13 protein-coding genes are annotated in these 15,531 nt (G+C 64.1%); 12 read left to right on the top strand and 1 reads right to left on the bottom strand.

The features are described from left to right. The first annotated feature begins 114 nt into the window (after window positions 1-114). From OU800_RS02985 to OU800_RS02995, 3 genes are read left to right on the top strand one after another with little or no spacing between them, the layout of a single operon-like run. Complete coding sequence (locus OU800_RS02985) at window positions 115-1,140, top strand: aminoglycoside phosphotransferase family protein (protein WP_268181078.1); 1,026 nt, start codon at window positions 115-117, stop codon at window positions 1,138-1,140. Then, window positions 1,137-1,808 carry an N-acetylmuramate alpha-1-phosphate uridylyltransferase MurU gene (murU, locus tag OU800_RS02990; protein WP_268181080.1) on the top strand — a complete coding sequence of 224 codons (672 nt, stop codon included), beginning with the start codon at window positions 1,137-1,139 and terminating at the stop codon, window positions 1,806-1,808. Before OU800_RS02985 ends, murU begins: the two co-directional genes overlap by 4 nt. Beyond that, window positions 1,809-2,570, top strand: coding sequence for a DnaJ domain-containing protein (locus OU800_RS02995; protein WP_268181082.1), 762 nt, complete (start codon window positions 1,809-1,811; stop codon window positions 2,568-2,570). Window positions 2,571-2,755: 185 nt separating this feature from the next. On the opposite strand, the gene OU800_RS03000 is transcribed toward OU800_RS02995, so the two are convergent. Beyond that, entirely contained in the window at window positions 2,756-3,745 is a 990-nt protein-coding gene (locus OU800_RS03000; protein ID WP_268181084.1) for an alpha/beta hydrolase family protein, read from the bottom strand. Between the two features lie 116 nt (window positions 3,746-3,861). Here OU800_RS03000 and OU800_RS03005 point away from each other — a divergent pair, with 116 nt between their 5' ends. The 9 genes from OU800_RS03005 (at window position 3,862) to trpE (ending at window position 15,530) form a co-directional block, all read left to right on the top strand. Continuing rightward, the gene (locus OU800_RS03005) at window positions 3,862-6,255 is read left to right on the top strand and encodes a PAS domain-containing sensor histidine kinase (protein WP_268181086.1); all 2,394 of its coding nucleotides are present in this window, start codon (window positions 3,862-3,864) and stop codon (window positions 6,253-6,255) included. A 233-nt stretch (window positions 6,256-6,488) separates the two neighbouring features. Then, window positions 6,489-7,118, top strand: a complete 630-nt coding sequence (locus OU800_RS03010) for a response regulator (protein WP_268181088.1) — start codon at window positions 6,489-6,491, stop codon at window positions 7,116-7,118. A 246-nt stretch (window positions 7,119-7,364) separates the two neighbouring features. Further along, a complete protein-coding gene (locus OU800_RS03015; protein ID WP_268181089.1) occupies window positions 7,365-8,462 on the top strand; it encodes an ABC transporter ATP-binding protein in 1,098 nt (365 codons plus the stop codon). Between the two features lie 53 nt (window positions 8,463-8,515). After that, a complete protein-coding gene (locus OU800_RS03020; RefSeq protein ID WP_268181091.1) occupies window positions 8,516-9,547 on the top strand; it encodes an ABC transporter substrate-binding protein in 1,032 nt (343 codons plus the stop codon). Window positions 9,548-9,755: 208 nt separating this feature from the next. Continuing rightward, complete coding sequence (locus OU800_RS03025) at window positions 9,756-11,003, top strand: ABC transporter permease (protein WP_268181092.1); 1,248 nt, start codon at window positions 9,756-9,758, stop codon at window positions 11,001-11,003. Window positions 11,004-11,373: 370 nt separating this feature from the next. After that, the gene (locus tag OU800_RS03030) at window positions 11,374-12,201 is read left to right on the top strand and encodes an ABC transporter permease (protein ID WP_268181094.1); all 828 of its coding nucleotides are present in this window, start codon (window positions 11,374-11,376) and stop codon (window positions 12,199-12,201) included. Window positions 12,202-12,354: 153 nt separating this feature from the next. Beyond that, window positions 12,355-13,029, top strand: coding sequence for a ribulose-phosphate 3-epimerase (gene rpe / locus OU800_RS03035; RefSeq protein WP_192982911.1), 675 nt, complete (start codon window positions 12,355-12,357; stop codon window positions 13,027-13,029). Continuing rightward, entirely contained in the window at window positions 13,026-13,706 is a 681-nt protein-coding gene (locus OU800_RS03040) for a phosphoglycolate phosphatase (protein WP_268181096.1), read from the top strand. Before rpe ends, OU800_RS03040 begins: the two co-directional genes overlap by 4 nt. A gap of 345 nt (window positions 13,707-14,051) precedes the next feature. Next, on the top strand, window positions 14,052-15,530 hold the full coding sequence (gene trpE, locus OU800_RS03050; protein WP_268181098.1) for an anthranilate synthase component I: 1,479 nt from the start codon (window positions 14,052-14,054) through the stop codon (window positions 15,528-15,530). Window position 15,531 lies beyond the last annotated feature (1 nt).

Genomic DNA, 15,531 nt, shown 5'->3' on the forward strand with positions numbered 1-15,531 from the left:
CGGGCTTCCTGCGCGCTACCGGCCCAGGGGCCGCACGCCTCTCGATGGGCTGAAAAAGATGCTGGATAATAAAGCATGACCCGCGCAACGGCTAGCGCCGTCGGAGACCCCTTGATGTCCGAACACGATCTACGTCTGCAACAGCTACGAACCTGGCTCGCCAAGCAACTGCCCGCGCTCTTCGCCGCACGCGGTTGGGGCGAGGTGCCGCAGGCCGAACTGACGGCGGCCAGCAGCGATGCCAGTTTTCGCCGTTATTTTCGTTGGCAGGCTGGTGAACGCAGCCTGATCCTCATGGATGCGCCGCCGCCGCAGGAGAACTGCGCGCCCTTCGTGCGTATCGCCGCGTTGCTGGCGAGTGCCGGGGTGCACGTACCACAGGTTCTGGCTGCCGATCTCGAGCGAGGCTTTCTGATTCTCGATGATCTGGGGCGCCAGACCTACCTGGAGGTGATCGACGAACGCAATGCCGATGAGCTGTTCGGCGACGCTATCGAAGCCTTGCTGATGCAGCAACGCCTGCCGCTGGACGACGATCTACCGCATTACGACGAGGCCTTGTTGCGCCGCGAGCTGCAGCTATTTCCCGAGTGGTACGTGCAACGCCATCTGGGCCGCACCTTCACCCCTGAGCAGGAGGCCGCCTGGCAGCGTGTCAGCCGTCTGTTGATCGACAGCGCCCTGGCTCAGCCCAAGGTGCTGGTGCACCGCGACTTCATGCCGCGCAACCTGATGCACAGCACGCCCAATCCCGGTGTGCTGGATTTTCAGGATGCCGTCTACGGTCCGGTCACCTACGACATCACTTGTCTATTCAAGGATGCCTTCCTCAGTTGGCCCGAAGCGCGTGTGCAGGGTTGGCTGCAAGGGTATTGGAGGCGGGCGCAGGCAGCCGGCATTCCGGTACAGGCAGGGCTGGAGGATTTCCTGCGCGCCAGCGACCTGATGGGCGTGCAACGCCACTTGAAGGTGATCGGCATCTTCGCGCGCATCTGTCATCGCGACGGCAAGCCCAGGTACCTGGGCGACGTGCCGCGTTTCTTCTCTTATATCCAGGCGGTGCTGGCGCGCCGGCCGGAGCTGGCCGAGCTGGGTGAACTGTTCGCCAGCCTGGCAATAGACGAAGGGGCTCGGGTATGAAGGCGATGATTCTCGCCGCCGGCAAGGGCGAGCGTCTGCGCCCGCTGACCCTGCATACGCCGAAGCCGCTGGTACAGGCGGCTGGCACGCCCCTGATCGAATATCACGTTCGCGCGCTGGCCGCCGCGGGTTTTACCGAGCTGGTGATCAATCACGCCTGGCTCGGTCAGCAGATCGAGGATTATCTGGGAGACGGCGCGCGCTTCGGCCTGCGTATCGCCTATTCGTCCGAAGGGGAGCCGCTGGAAACCGGTGGCGGCATCTTCAAGGCCTTGCCTTTGTTGGGTGACGAACCTTTCGCGGTGATCAACGGCGATATCTTCACCGATTACCCCTTCGCCGAGCTGCGCAAGCCACTGAACGGCCTGGCCCATCTGGTGTTGGTGAACAACCCGGCACATCACCCGCAGGGCGATTTCATCCTGCAGCAGGGCCAGGTTCATGACGCAGCGGCAGACGGCGAGCGCCTGACTTACAGCGGTATCGCCGTCCTGCACCCACGGCTGTTCGCCGCCTGCCAGCCCGGTGCCTTCAAGCTGGCGCCGTTGCTGCGCGAGGCGATGGCGGCAGGGCAGGTCAGTGGCGAGCGGCACGGCGGTTGCTGGATCGACGTCGGCACCCACGAGCGCCTGGCGGAAGTCGAGCGCCTGCTGCAGGAGGCGCGCTAGGTGTTGTGGCCGGCGACCCTGCTGGGGGCCGCGGCCGGGCTGGCGCTGGCCAGCATTCCCGGCGCGCTGCTGGGCTGCCTGCTCGGCCAGGTGCTGGATCGGCGCCTGCGTCTGCATGGCTGGGCCAACCTGCGCGAGCGCCTGGGCTGGCGTCCGGCGCCGACGGATGATGACCTGTTGTTCCTGATGCTCGGGCGCCTGGCCAAGAGCAATGGTCGAGTGCTGCAGAGCCATATCCAGCAGGCCCGTTCGGAAATGCAGCGCCTGGGACTGAATGTCGACGCGCAGCGTCGTGCCATCGACGCCTTCGCCCGTGGCAAGACCGCGCGTGACAACCTGCGCGTGCCCTTGCAGCGCCAACGCGAGCGAGCCGAGGCATTGCTGCGTGCCTGCTGGCGCATGGCCTGGGTCGATGGCCGGGTAGCGCCCGACGAGCATGAGCTGATCCTGCTCTGGGGCAAGTGGCTGGGTTGGGAGACGGCCGCGCTGGAACGCCTGAACGAGGAGTACGCGCCCAAGCGCAGTCAGCAGCCGGCACCCTCGGGGGGCAGCTATCAGCAGGCCCTGCAGTTGCTGGGGGTCAGCGAGAGCAGCGAGCCCGAGCAGATCAAGCGTGCCTACCGGCGCTTGCTCAGCCGCCATCACCCGGACAAGCTGGCCGGCTCGGGTGCCTCGGCCGAGCGCATTCGCGAGGCGACCGAAACTACGCGGCAACTGCATCAGGCCTATGCGCTGATTCGGCAGCGCCGGGGTATGCGTTAGCAGGCCGTTGAAAAACGTAGGCGAGGCAGGCAAGGCAAGGCAAGGCAAAAACAGCCGAAAAAGCGCAGTTTACGCGCTGTAAATGAGCATTTTGAGGCTGTTTTTAACGCAGTATTGCCAACGCAGGTAGTTTTTCAACAGCCTGTTAGAGGTCGCGCCGACCTGGCTACGGGGCAATAGTTGCGCTAGCTGCCACTGGCGCGGATATGCAGTTTCAGCCAGCCGCGCAGGCGCCGGAAGAGTTGTTCCTCCTGCACCGGCAGGTTGCCCGGCAAGGCTTTCATCGCTACCTGTATATAGACGGGCAGCTTGGCACGCTTGCTGGCATTCAGGCGGCGTCCGGCTGCCTGGCGGTCGTCGGCGCGTTCCTCGTAGTAGAAGTCGCCGGTGGCCACCGGCAATTTCGCCACCAGTTCATCCAGAGGCGGAGTGAAGCCAGCCGGTACTTCGGAAGAAACCAGCAGCAGATTGTGCAGGTTATCCGGCTTGCGCTCGTTGAGATAGCGCATGGCCCAGTAGGCGCCGCTGCCATGGCCCAGCAGGACGATCTCCTTGGCTTGCCGCTCGGCGGCAAAGGCGACGGCTGCCTCGATGCGCGCCATCACCCGTTGCGCGTGGGCCTCGCGACGTTGTTCCGGGCTGGGCACGGCAGGCTCGTCTGCTGCTGGCGTTGCGGGCGCGTCCTGTGCTGGCGCTTCTTGGGTGGCGGGCGTTTCCTCGGCAGGCTGCGCCGTTGCCGGGGACGTTTCGGCGGGCGCTGTGCTGCGCGGTGGCAGTGGGTCGCCATCCGGGTCGGGCAGGGTCAGGCTCAGGCTGTGCCAGCCGGCGTCGGGCAGTTTGCGTCGCAGTGGGCCGATGACAGTGGCTTCGTCGGCATTCTCCACATCACCGGGCAGGAGAATCACCACGCCCTCGGGATCGCCGACATTGGCTGGCAGCCACAGGGCGAGGAAGCTTTCATCCTGAGCCTTGAGCATCTGCTGTTCGCGCTTGTCCAGGCGCTGCTCCAGCGCCTGCGCTTCGAGCACGCTACGCTCGGGTAGCCCTGGGCGCTCCTCGCTGGTCGGCGCTGGGTTCTCGCTGGCTGGCGCAGTGGTGTCGGCAGGCTCTTCGGCCCAGGCCATGGCCGCGAGCAGCAGGCTGAAGCCGAACAGGGCAGCAGAGGTGGGGCGCATCGGCAGCATCTCCAGAGGCGAATGCCATGAGCCTAATGCGAGACGATGTTTTTGTCAGGCGTACAGACCCCGACTGGGGTAACTTAGCGCGTCGCATCAGCAGAACCCTTTCGCGCATGAAATTGCTCGTCCGTCTCCTTGGCTGTCTTTTCCTGCTGCTGGTCAGCCAGCCTGGCTGGGCCGAGAGCGAGCGCATGGTGTTGCGTCCGGCGTTCGATGCCGAGCAGCAGGCCTGGCTGGCTGCGCACCCGACGCTGCGCGTCGGCCTGGTGTTGCGGGCACCTTGGGCACAGGTGGAGCGCAACCGGCATCTGGCCGGCGCCAATGTCGAGTTGATGCAACGCTTGCTCGAGGCCATGGGGGTAAAGCCGGATTGGCGCCTGTATCCCTCGCAGGATGCGCTGGACAAGGCCGTGCAGGCCGGTGAGGTGGATCTCGCGCCTGGTCTGCAGCAAACCCCTGCCGGCTTGCGCCTGTGGCATTACTCCATGCCTTATCTGCGCGTGCCGCATCTGGTGGTGGGCGAGCGCAATGGCAATGGCGCGGTGGATCTGGATCAGCTCGCGCTGGAGCAGTTGGTGGCGGTGCGCGCGCCCAGTCAGGCCGAGGAGTATCTGGAACGCACCCACACCAACCTGCGCCTGCTGAAGGTCGGCTCCGAGCGCGCGGCGCTACAGCGGGTGCTCAACCAGGACGCCGATTACGCCGTGGTCGATGAGGCAATGCTGAGCCTGCTGCTGCGCGAGTCGCGTTTCGCCGGCCTGCACATAGTCGGTGATATCGGCTTGCCGCAGTTGCTGCGCCTGGCCACGCGGGTCGATGCCCCGGAGTTGGCGGCCATCGTCGATCGCACCCTGGAAGCCTTGCCGGCCCGTGAGCTGGAGGATCTGCGTGAGCGCTGGCTGCCCCTGCGTTATCCGCAGCTCGGTGATTTCGTCGGTTTCTGGAAGACCCTGAGCCTGTTTCTCTGCCTGTCGTTGCTGATTGCCGGCACGGTGCTGTATCGCCAGCGTCAGCAGACCCGCCTGCTCGAGCGAGGCTTGCTCGATGCGCGTGCTGAGCTGGATCGTCACCAGCAGGCAGCCGAGGCGTTGCGCCTGAGCCAGTTCTCCATCGATCACAGCACCGTCGGCATTCTCTGGGTCAACTGGGACAGCCATCTGCGCTACGCCAACCGCGCCGCCGAACGCATGCTCGGTTATGCCGCTGGTGAGCTGGTGGACAAGCCGCTGAGCCGCCTCGAGCCGAGCCTGGACATGGATCGCTGGCTTGGCATATGGAAACGTGTGCGCGAGCAGGACGGGGGCTCGACGAGCTTCGAGATCGATTGCCTGCGTGCCGACGGCAGTCGTATGCCGGCCGACGTTTCTCTGAGTTTTCTGCGCTACCGTCAGGCCGAGTACCTGGTGGTGTTCCTCAGTGACGTCACCGAGCGCCGGCGCGCGCATGCGGCTCTGGAGGAGAGCGAGGCACGCTTCAAGGGCATCGCCGGTAACGTACCGGGTCTGGTGTTTCGCCTGGAGCGCGCCGGGCTGGGCGCGGTGGTCAACTTCGCCTATATCAGCGAGGCCAGCCAGGAAATGGTCGGCTGGCCGGCACATGAGCTGCAGCGTGAGGATCGTGGCATCCGCAGCCTGGTGCATCCGCAGGATCTACCCAGTTATCTCAATAGTCAGACGCTGGCGCTGGAGAGCGAAAGTGACTGGTACTGGCAGGGACGCATTCTCACCGCCGAGCAGGAGGTGCTGTGGGCTGACATCCGCACCACCGCGCGCCCGCTCGGCGGTGGCCGGGTGGTCTGGGACGGGATTCTCTGGGACATCACCGAGAACAAGCTGGCCGAACTGGCGCTGGCCGATTCGCGGGCACGTCTGCGTGAGCTGTCGGCGCATCTGGAAAGTGTGCGCGAGGAAGAGAAGGCGCGTATCGCCCGTGAGGTGCACGACGAGCTGGGCCAGGTGCTGACCGTGCTCAAGCTGGAGACCGCCATGTGCGAACTGGCCTGCGCCGGGCAGATTCCCGAACTGGATGAGCGCCTGGCCAGCATGAAGCGCCTGATCGCCCAGCTGTTCCAACTGGTACGGGACGTGGCCACGGCCCTGCGTCCGCCGATTCTCGATGCCGGCATCGCCTCGGCCATCGAATGGCAGGTGCGTCGTTTTGAGGAGCGTACGCAGATCCCCTGCCTGGTCGAAGTGCCTGAGCATCTTCCACACTTGCCCGATGCTCAGGCCATCGGCCTGTTCCGCATCCTTCAGGAGGCGCTGACCAATGTCATGCGCCATGCCGGTGCGCACAGTGTCGTGGTACGCCTGTGGCAGGAGGCGGGCAGCCTGTGCCTGTCTGTGAGCGATGACGGTAAGGGCTTCGATCCGTCGTTGCGCAAGCCGGGGCAATCCTTCGGCCTGGTTGGCATGCAAGAGCGCATGTTGATGCTCGGTGGCCAGTTGCAGATTGACAGCCAGCCCGGTGAGGGCACTACCCTGTGCGCGCGCATAGCAGGCCGTTGAAAAACATAGGCGACGACTGCATGGATGCAGGAGGTAGAGCGAAGCAGGAAGCCCGAGCCTATACCGATGGCGGCCCCGCAAAACAGCCGAAAAGCGCAGTTTACGAGTTGTAAATGAGCATTTTTGACGGGGGCGCCTAGCCTGGGCTCGCACGCGAGGCTGTTTTTAACAACGGCCAGGCAACGCAGGTAGTTTTTCAACAGCTTGATAAGCCTGGATGAGGAGATCATTGCGTGATTCGGGTACTGGTGGCTGAAGACCACACCATAGTGCGGGAAGGCATCAAGCAACTGATCGGCATGGCCCGCGACCTCGAGGTGGCCGGCGAGGCCTGCAACGGCGAGCAACTGCTCGAGGTGCTGCGCCGCACGCCCTGCGACGTGGTGCTGCTGGATATCTCCATGCCTGGCGTCAATGGTCTGGAGGCGATTCCGCGTATCCGTGCGCTGAACGAGGCACCGGCGATCCTGGTGTTGTCGATGCACGACGAGGCGCAGATGGCCGCGCGTGCGCTCAAGGCAGGGGCCGCCGGCTACGCCACCAAGGACAGCGATCCGGCCCTGCTGATCACCGCGATTCGCAAGGTGGCCAGTGGTGGGCGCTATATCGACCCGGCCCTGGCCGACCGCATGGTCTTCGAGGTGGGCCTGACCGACTCGCGCCCGCCCCATGCGCAACTGTCCGAACGCGAGTTTTCGGTATTCGAGCGCCTGGTGCGCGGCGAGGGCGTCAACGATATCGCCCTGCACCTGGCCGTGAGCAACAAGACCGTGAGCACCCACAAGGCGCGCCTGATGCAGAAGCTCGGCGCGCATTCGGTAGCCGACCTGGTGCGCTATGCCATGGAGCACCGACTGCTGTAGGGTGCGCCGTGCGCACCAATGGCCTGGGTGCCGGAAGAATAGCGCGCGCAGCCTAGGCGGCCCCGCGACACCCTACGGGCTGACCGATCCGTCAAAACAGAGTTTTCCAGTGGGAATTTGTAGGGCGATCCCTACACGAGATTTTCCTCGCGCCTGATATCAGCTTGTCATCCCGCCCGATTTTTTCGCCCATTGTCACCGGCTTACTCTTGGTCATCGGCCTGAGACAAGAACAAGGGTGTGGTGATGGCAAACGATGTACTGGTGAGCTTCCGCGGCGTGCAGAAGAGCTATGACGGCGAGACGCTGATCGTCAAAGACCTCAACCTGGATATCCGCAAGGGCGAGTTTCTGACCCTGCTCGGCCCGTCCGGTTCCGGCAAGACCACCAGCCTGATGATGCTGGCCGGCTTCGAGACCCCCACCGCTGGCGAGATCCTCCTCGACGGCCGCTCGCTGAACAAACTGCCGCCGCACAAGCGCGACATCGGCATGGTGTTCCAGAACTATGCGCTGTTCCCGCACATGACCGTGGCCGAGAACCTGGCCTTCCCCCTGAGCGTGCGCGGCATGTCGCGCACCGACATCAGTGAGCGGGTCAAGCGCGCACTGTCCATGGTGCAACTCGACAGCTTCCGCAACCGCTATCCGGGTCAGCTTTCCGGCGGTCAGCAGCAGCGCGTGGCTTTGGCCCGTGCACTGGTGTTCGAGCCGCAACTGGTGCTGATGGACGAACCGCTCGGCGCGCTGGACAAGCAACTGCGCGAGCACATGCAGATGGAGATCAAGCATCTGCACCAGAGCCTGGGCGTGACCGTGGTCTACGTGACCCACGACCAGGGCGAGGCACTGACCATGTCCGACCGCGTGGCCGTGTTCCACCAGGGCGAGATCCAGCAGATCGCGCCGCCGCGCGAGCTTTACGAAACCCCGCAGAACACTTTCGTCGCGCAGTTCATCGGCGAGAACAATCGCCTGCCGGGTGAACTGCTCAGCCGTGATGGCGAACAGTGCGTGGTGCGTCTGGCGCGTGGCGAGGAGATCAAGGCCACGGCGGTCAACGTTGGCGCTGTCGGCGAGCCGGTCAGCCTGTCGATCCGCCCCGAACGCGTTCGTCTCAATGGCCACAGCGAAGCCTGTCCCAATCGTTTCTCCGGGCGCATCGCCGAGTTCATCTACCTGGGCGACCACGTGCGCATTCGCATGGAGGTCTGCGGCCAATCCGATTTCTACGTCAAGCAACCCGTGGCCGAGCTGGACTCGACTCTGGCGGTTGGTGACCTGGTTCCGCTCGGCTGGTCTGTCGAGCATGTCCGCGCGCTGGATCCACTCCAAGCCGAGTGAGCCTTGCGTGCAGTGCTGCACCTTTACCCCGTAACACAGAGGAGCTGATAAGAATGACGAAATCCCTGAAGCTCGCGGCGTTGGCCCTGGGCGTTAGCTGTGCCATGCCGGCACTGGCGGTGGACCTGACGGCGGTTTCCTTCGGCGGCGCGAACAAGGCGGCGCAGGTCAAGGCGTTCTACGAACCTTTCGAGAAGGCAACCGGCAACAAGGTTCTGGGCGGCGAATACAACGGTGAAATGGCCAAGGTCAAAGCCATGGTCGATACCAACAGTGTGAGCTGGGATCTGGTGGAGGTGGAGTCGCCGGAACTGGCCCGTGGCTGTGATGAGGGGCTGTTCGAGGAACTCGACCCGGCGCAATTCGGCGATGAGGCCAACTTCATCGAAGGCGCCATCCAGCCCTGTGGCGTCGGCTTCTTCGTCTGGTCAACGGTGCTGGCCTACAATGCCGACAAGCTGAGCACAGCGCCGACCAGCTGGGCCGATTTCTGGAATGTGAAGAAATTCCCGGGCAAGCGCGGCCTGCGCAAGGGGGCCAAGTACACCCTGGAATTCGCCCTGATGGCCGACGGCGTGCCGGTCAAGGATGTGTACAAGGTGCTGGCTACGAAAGAAGGCCAGGATCGCGCGTTCAAGAAACTCGACGAACTGAAACCCAACATCCAGTGGTGGGAAGCCGGCGCCCAGCCGCCGCAGTACCTCGCATCCGGTGACGTGGTGATGAGCTCGGCCTACAACGGCCGTATCGCTGCCGTGCAGGACGAGAGCAACCTGCAGGTGGTGTGGAACGGTGGCATCTACGACTTCGACTCCTGGGCCATCCCCCGTGGCGCCAAGAACGCCGAAGTGGCCAAGGAGTTCATCGCCTTCGCGGTCAAGCCTGAGGCGCAGAAAGCCTACTCCGAGAATATCGCCTACGGCCCGGCCAACAAGCAGGCCATCGACCTGCTGGCGCCGGAGCGTCTGAGCCTGATGCCGACCACGCCGGAAAACATCGCCAACCAGGTGGCCATCGACGTGACCTTCTGGGCTGACTATGGCGAGCAATTGGAGCAACGTTTCAACGCCTGGGCCGCGCGTTAAGAACCTATTCACGACCTGCTGCGCGTCGGCGCTGCTGCGTTAAAAACACGTTCGGAATGCTCATTTACAGCTCGTAAACTCCGCTTCCTCACATGTTTTTGCCTTGCATCGCTCTAGCTCGCCAGCTCGTGAACAGGTTCTGCGACTCGATCCGGCCCCGCCCGCCGGCGGGGCCGTCTGAATTTTCTTCTTGCTTGCGGAGTTGTCCATGGCCGCCGTACTGCCTGCCAACGATCTGCCCGGGCCGAACCTGAAGCAGCGTCTGGCCCGTGCCGAGCGTTTCAATCGTCTGAAATCCAAGGCGCTGATTCTGCCGCTATTGCTGTTCCTTCTGCTGACCTTCCTGCTGCCCATCGGCGCTCTGTTGCTGCGCAGCGTGGACAACCCGGAAGTGGTCGGCAGCCTGCCGCGTACCGTCGAGGCGATTGCTACCTGGGATGGTCGTGGCCTGCCGGAGGAGCCGGTGTACCGGGCGATTGCCCAGGATCTGGCCGAGGCGCGGCGCAATCAGGAGCTGGGCGATCTGTCCAAGCGCCTGAACATGGAGCAGGCCGGCTTTCGCAGCCTGGTCAGCAGCACCGCACGCAAGCTCCCGTTGCGCGAGCAACCGGCGTCCTACCAGGAGGCCTTCCTCGACCTGGACGAGCGCTGGGGCGACCCTGCCTACTGGCAGGTGATCCGCCGCAATGCCTCGTCGGTCACCCCCTATTACCTGCTGGCCGCGCTCGATCACCGCATCGACGATCTTGGCGAGCTGGCCAAAGCCACTCCGGATCAGGCCATCTACCTGGACATCTTCGCCCGCACCTTCTGGATGAGCCTGGTGATCACCGCCATCTGCCTGGTGCTGGCCTATCCGCTGGCCTACCTGTTGGCGAACCTGCCGACCCGTTCCGGCAACCTGCTGATGATCCTGGTGCTGCTGCCGTTCTGGACCTCGATCCTGGTGCGGGTGGCGGCCTGGATCGTGCTGCTGCAGTCGGGCGGGCTGATCAACAGCGCGCTGATCTCGCTGGGCATCATCGAGCAGCCGCTGCAACTGGTGTTCAACCGCAGTGGCGTGTACGTGGCAATGGTGCACATCATGCTGCCGTTCATGATTCTGCCGATCTACAGCGTGATGAAAGGCATCTCGCCCAGCTACATGCGTGCGGCGGTGTCGCTCGGTTGCCACCCGTTCGCCAGCTTCTGGCGGGTTTACTTCCCGCAGACCCTGGCCGGTGTCGGCGCGGGTTGCCTGCTGGTGTTCATCCTGTCCATCGGCTACTACATCACCCCGGCGCTGCTGGGCAGCCCGAACGACCAGATGATCAGCTACTTCGTCGCCTTCTACACCAACACCACCATCAACTGGGGCATGGCCACGGCGCTCGGCGGCCTGCTGCTGGCCGCGACCCTGGTGCTCTACGTGGTGTATAGCTGGCTGGTTGGCGCCAGCAAGCTGAGGCTTGGCTAAAAAACGGCCATAGAACACGCCTGCGTAGCAGGCCATCTAATGACCCTCTCCCGCTTGCGGGAGAGGGTGCCCGAAGGGCGGGAGAGGGTGTTTGTTTCGGCACCACCGCCTCTCGGTAATCGAACCCGGGAGGGTGGCGCAGGAAGAGCGCCCTCTCCCCCAACCCCTCTCCCGCAAGCGGGAGAGGGGAGCTTATGACCCTCCCTCATTTATGGGAGAGGGTGCCCGAAGGGCGGGAGAGGGTGCTTGTTTCGGCACCACTTCTTCTCGGTAACCGAACTCGGGAGGATGGAGCTTAACAGCGCCCTCTCCCCCAGCCCCTCTCCCATGAATGAGAGAGGGGAGCTAAAAGCCATATGGAGTCACAGCCATGCTCAGCCCCTACATGTCACCCGTCGAGCGCCTCTGGTACTACGGCCTGCGCATTCTCTGCGGCCTGGTCCTGCTGTTTCTGATCCTGCCGGTACTGGTGATCGTGCCGCTGTCGTTCAACTCCGGCACCTTTCTGGTCTACCCGCTGCAGGGTTTCTCGCTACGCTGGTACGAAGACTTCTTCATGTCCGCCGACTGGATGCGCTCGCTGAAGAACAGCCTGATCATCGCTCCGGCGGCCACCCTGCTGGCCATGGGCTTCGGCACCCTGGCGGCCATCGGCCTGACCCGTGGCGAGTTTCGTGGCAAGGCGCTGGTGATGAGCCTGCTGATCTCGCCGATGATCGTCCCGGTGGTGATCATCGGTGTCGCCAGCTACCTGTTCTTCGCCCCGCTGGGCCTGGGTAACAGCTACCTGTCGCTGATCCTGGTGCATGCCGTGCTTGGCGTGCCGTTCGTGATCATCACCGTGTCGGCCACGCTGCAGGGCTTCAACCACAACCTGGTGCGCGCCGCCGCCAGCCTCGGCGCCTCGCCCTTGACCGCCTTCCGCCGTGTGACCCTGCCGCTGATTGCGCCGGGGGTGATTTCCGGTGCGCTGTTCGCCTTCGCCACCTCGTTCGATGAAGTGGTGGTGACGCTGTTCCTCGCCGGCCCCGAACAGGCGACCCTGCCGCGGCAGATGTTCAGCGGTATCCGCGAGAACCTCTCGCCGACCATCGCTGCCGCCGCCACACTGCTGATCGGCTTCTCCATCCTGCTGCTGCTGACCCTGGAGTGGCTGCGCGGGCGTAGCGAGAAACTGCGGACTTCAATGCCAGAATAATTCGCGCCCATTGCATGAAAAAGGCCTCGCCGGGCAACCGGCGGGGCCTTTTGCTATGAGGCGAATTGGCGCGCCTGATCCAGTGGCGCTGCCAGATAGCCATTCAACCGTTACAATGCGCGCCACCGTGACCCAAGCCCTTAGAGGTGCGCCATGCAACCCTTCGCCATCGCTCCGTCGATCCTTTCCGCCGACTTCGCCCGCCTGGGTGAGGAAGTGGACAACGTACTCGCCGCCGGGGCGGACATCGTGCATTTCGATGTCATGGACAACCACTACGTGCCCAATCTGACCATCGGCCCGATGGTCTGCTCGGCGCTGCGCAAGTACGGCATCACCGCGCCCATCGACGCGCACCTGATGGTCAAGCCGGTGGATCGCATCATTGGCGACTTTATCGAAGCTGGCGCCTCGTACATCACCTTCCACCCGGAAGCCTCCGAGCACATCGACCGTTCGCTGCAGCTAATCAAGGCCGGTGGCGCCAAGGCGGGGCTGGTGTTCAACCCGGCCACCCCGCTGGACGTGCTCAAGTACGTGATGGACAAGGTCGACATGATCCTCTTGATGAGCGTCAACCCGGGCTTCGGTGGGCAGAAGTTCATCCCCGGTACCCTCGACAAGCTGCGTGAAGCCCGTGCGCTGATCGACGCCAGCGGTCGCGAGATCCGTCTGGAGATCGATGGCGGCGTCAACGTGCAGAACATCCGCGAGATCGCCGAGGCGGGTGCCGACACCTTCGTCGCCGGCTCGGCGATCTTCAACCAGCCGGACTACAAGGCAGTGATCGACGCCATGCGTGCCGAACTGGCCCTGGTGCGTGGATGAAACCGCTGCGCGCGCTGTGCGGCGGTGAGCTGCCGCGCCTGGTGATGTTCGACCTGGACGGCACGCTGATCGACTCGGTGCCTGACCTGGCCGCAGCGGTCGACCGCATGTTGGTCGAGTTGGGCCGCGAGCCGGCCGGCGTAGAACAGGTTCGCGAATGGGTCGGCAATGGCGCCCGCGTGCTGGTGCGCCGCGCCCTGGCCGGTGGTCTGGATCATTCTGTGGTGGGCGAGGCCGAGACGGAGCAGGCCCTGGCGCGCTTTCTCGATATCTATGCCGACTGCCATAACCTGACCGCGCTCTACCCGGGCGTGCACGAGCTGCTCGAAGCGCTGAGTACCGCTGCCGTAGAACTCGCAGTGGTGACCAACAAGCCGGAGCGTTTCGTCGCACCGTTGCTGGAGCAGGTCGGCCTGGGCGGTTACTTCCGCTGGATCATTGGCGGCGACACCCTGCCGCAACAGAAGCCTGACCCGGCCGCGTTGCTGCAGGTGATGCGCCTGGCCGAGGTAAGCCCGGCGCAGTCGTTGTTTGTCGGTGACTCGCGCAATGATGTGCTGGCCGCACGCGCTGCTGGCGTACCCTGCGTAGCGGTGAGCTATGGCTACAACCATGGCCGCCCGGTGGCCGAAGAGGAGCCGCAGTTGGTGGTCGATAGCCTGGCCGAGCTGATTTGAACAACGGCAAGTTGCAAGCCACAAGCTTCAAGACAGAGCAACAACGATACGCAGGGTTTGACTCGCTCAGGGGTTAGGCCCTCACACTGACTTGGCTTGCGGCTTGCGGCTTGCGGCTTGCGGCTTGCGGCTTGCGGCTTGCGGCTTGCGGCTTGCGGCTCATAGCTGCTACCTTGGCCGCTCTTCAACTCCCGCCTGTCGAGATCGCATCGTGGTGGTCACCTGCAAACTCTGGATGAAAGTGATCAAGGCCTTGGCCCGTTGGCGCTGGCGCGCCTGATTTCGTCCTGCCGCTGTGCGCGGCCCGTTTGCATCTGACCGATTTCTCACGCCACGAGGCTGATCATGAACCACGAAGAATTTCTGCGCTTGGCCGCCGAAGGCTACAACCGCATTCCGCTGGCCTGCGAAACCCTGGTGGATTTCGACACGCCGCTGTCCATCTACCTGAAACTGGCCGACGCGCCCAACTCCTATCTGCTCGAATCCGTGCAGGGCGGTGAGAAATGGGGGCGTTACTCGATCATCGGCCTGCCGGCGCGCACCGTGCTGCGCGTGCATGGTCATGATGTCGTGGTCAGCACCGATGGCGTCGAGGTGGAGCGCCACCAATGTACCGATCCGCTGGAGTTCGTCGAGCAGTTCAAGGCGCGCTACAAGGTGCCCAGCATCGCCGGTCTGCCACGCTTCAACGGCGGCCTGGTGGGTTACTTCGGCTACGACAGCGTGCGCTACGTCGAGCAGAAGCTGGCTCGCTGCCCCAACCCCGATCCGCTGGGCACGCCGGATATCCTGCTGATGGTTTCAGACGCCGTGGTGGTGTTCGACAACCTGGCCGGCAAGATGCACGGCATCGTCCTGGCTGACCCGAGCGAGGCGGATGCCTTCGAGCAGGGCCATGCGCGCCTGCGCGAGATCCTGCACAAGCTGCGTCAGCCGATCACCCCGCGCCTGGGCGTGGATCTGGCCGCGCCGCTGGGCGACGAGCCGGCGTTCCGCTCCAGCTACAGCAAGAGTGACTACGAGGCCGCCGTCAGCGCCATCAAGGACTACATCCTGGCTGGCGACTGCATGCAGGTGGTGATTTCCCAGCGCATGACGATCGAGTTCAAGGCAGCGCCCATCGACCTGTACCGCGCGTTGCGCTGCATCAACCCGACTCCGTACATGTACTTCTTCAACTTCGGCGACTTCCATGTAGTCGGCAGCTCGCCCGAAGTGCTGGTGCGCGTCGAGGACGGTCTGGTCACCGTGCGCCCCATTGCCGGCACGCGTCCGCGTGGTGCCACCGAAGAGGCCGATCTGGCCCTGGAAGAGGATCTGCTGGCCGATGCCAAGGAGATCGCCGAGCACCTGATGCTGATCGATCTGGGCCGCAACGACACCGGCCGCGTCTCGGAAATCGGTTCGGTGAAGCTGACCGAGAAAATGGTCATCGAGCGCTATTCCAACGTCATGCACATCGTTTCCAACGTCACTGGCGAGCTGAAGCAGGGCCTGACCTCGATGGATGCCCTGCGCGCCATCCTGCCGGCCGGCACCCTGTCCGGTGCGCCGAAGATCCGCGCCATGGAAATCATCGACGAGCTGGAACCGGTCAAACGCGGCGTCTACGGCGGTGCGGTCGGTTACTACGCCTGGAACGGCAATATGGACACCGCCATTGCGATTCGTACCGCAGTGATCAAGGATGGCGAGCTGCACGTGCAGGCCGGCGCCGGCATCGTCGCCGACTCGGTGCCCGCGCTGGAATGGGAGGAGACCCTCAACAAGCGCCGCGCCATGTTCAAGGCCGTGGCCCTGGCGGAGCAGGGCTCGCGCTGAC

The organism is Pseudomonas sp. GOM7 (assembly GCF_026723825.1).
Classification (GTDB): domain Bacteria; phylum Pseudomonadota; class Gammaproteobacteria; order Pseudomonadales; family Pseudomonadaceae; genus Aquipseudomonas.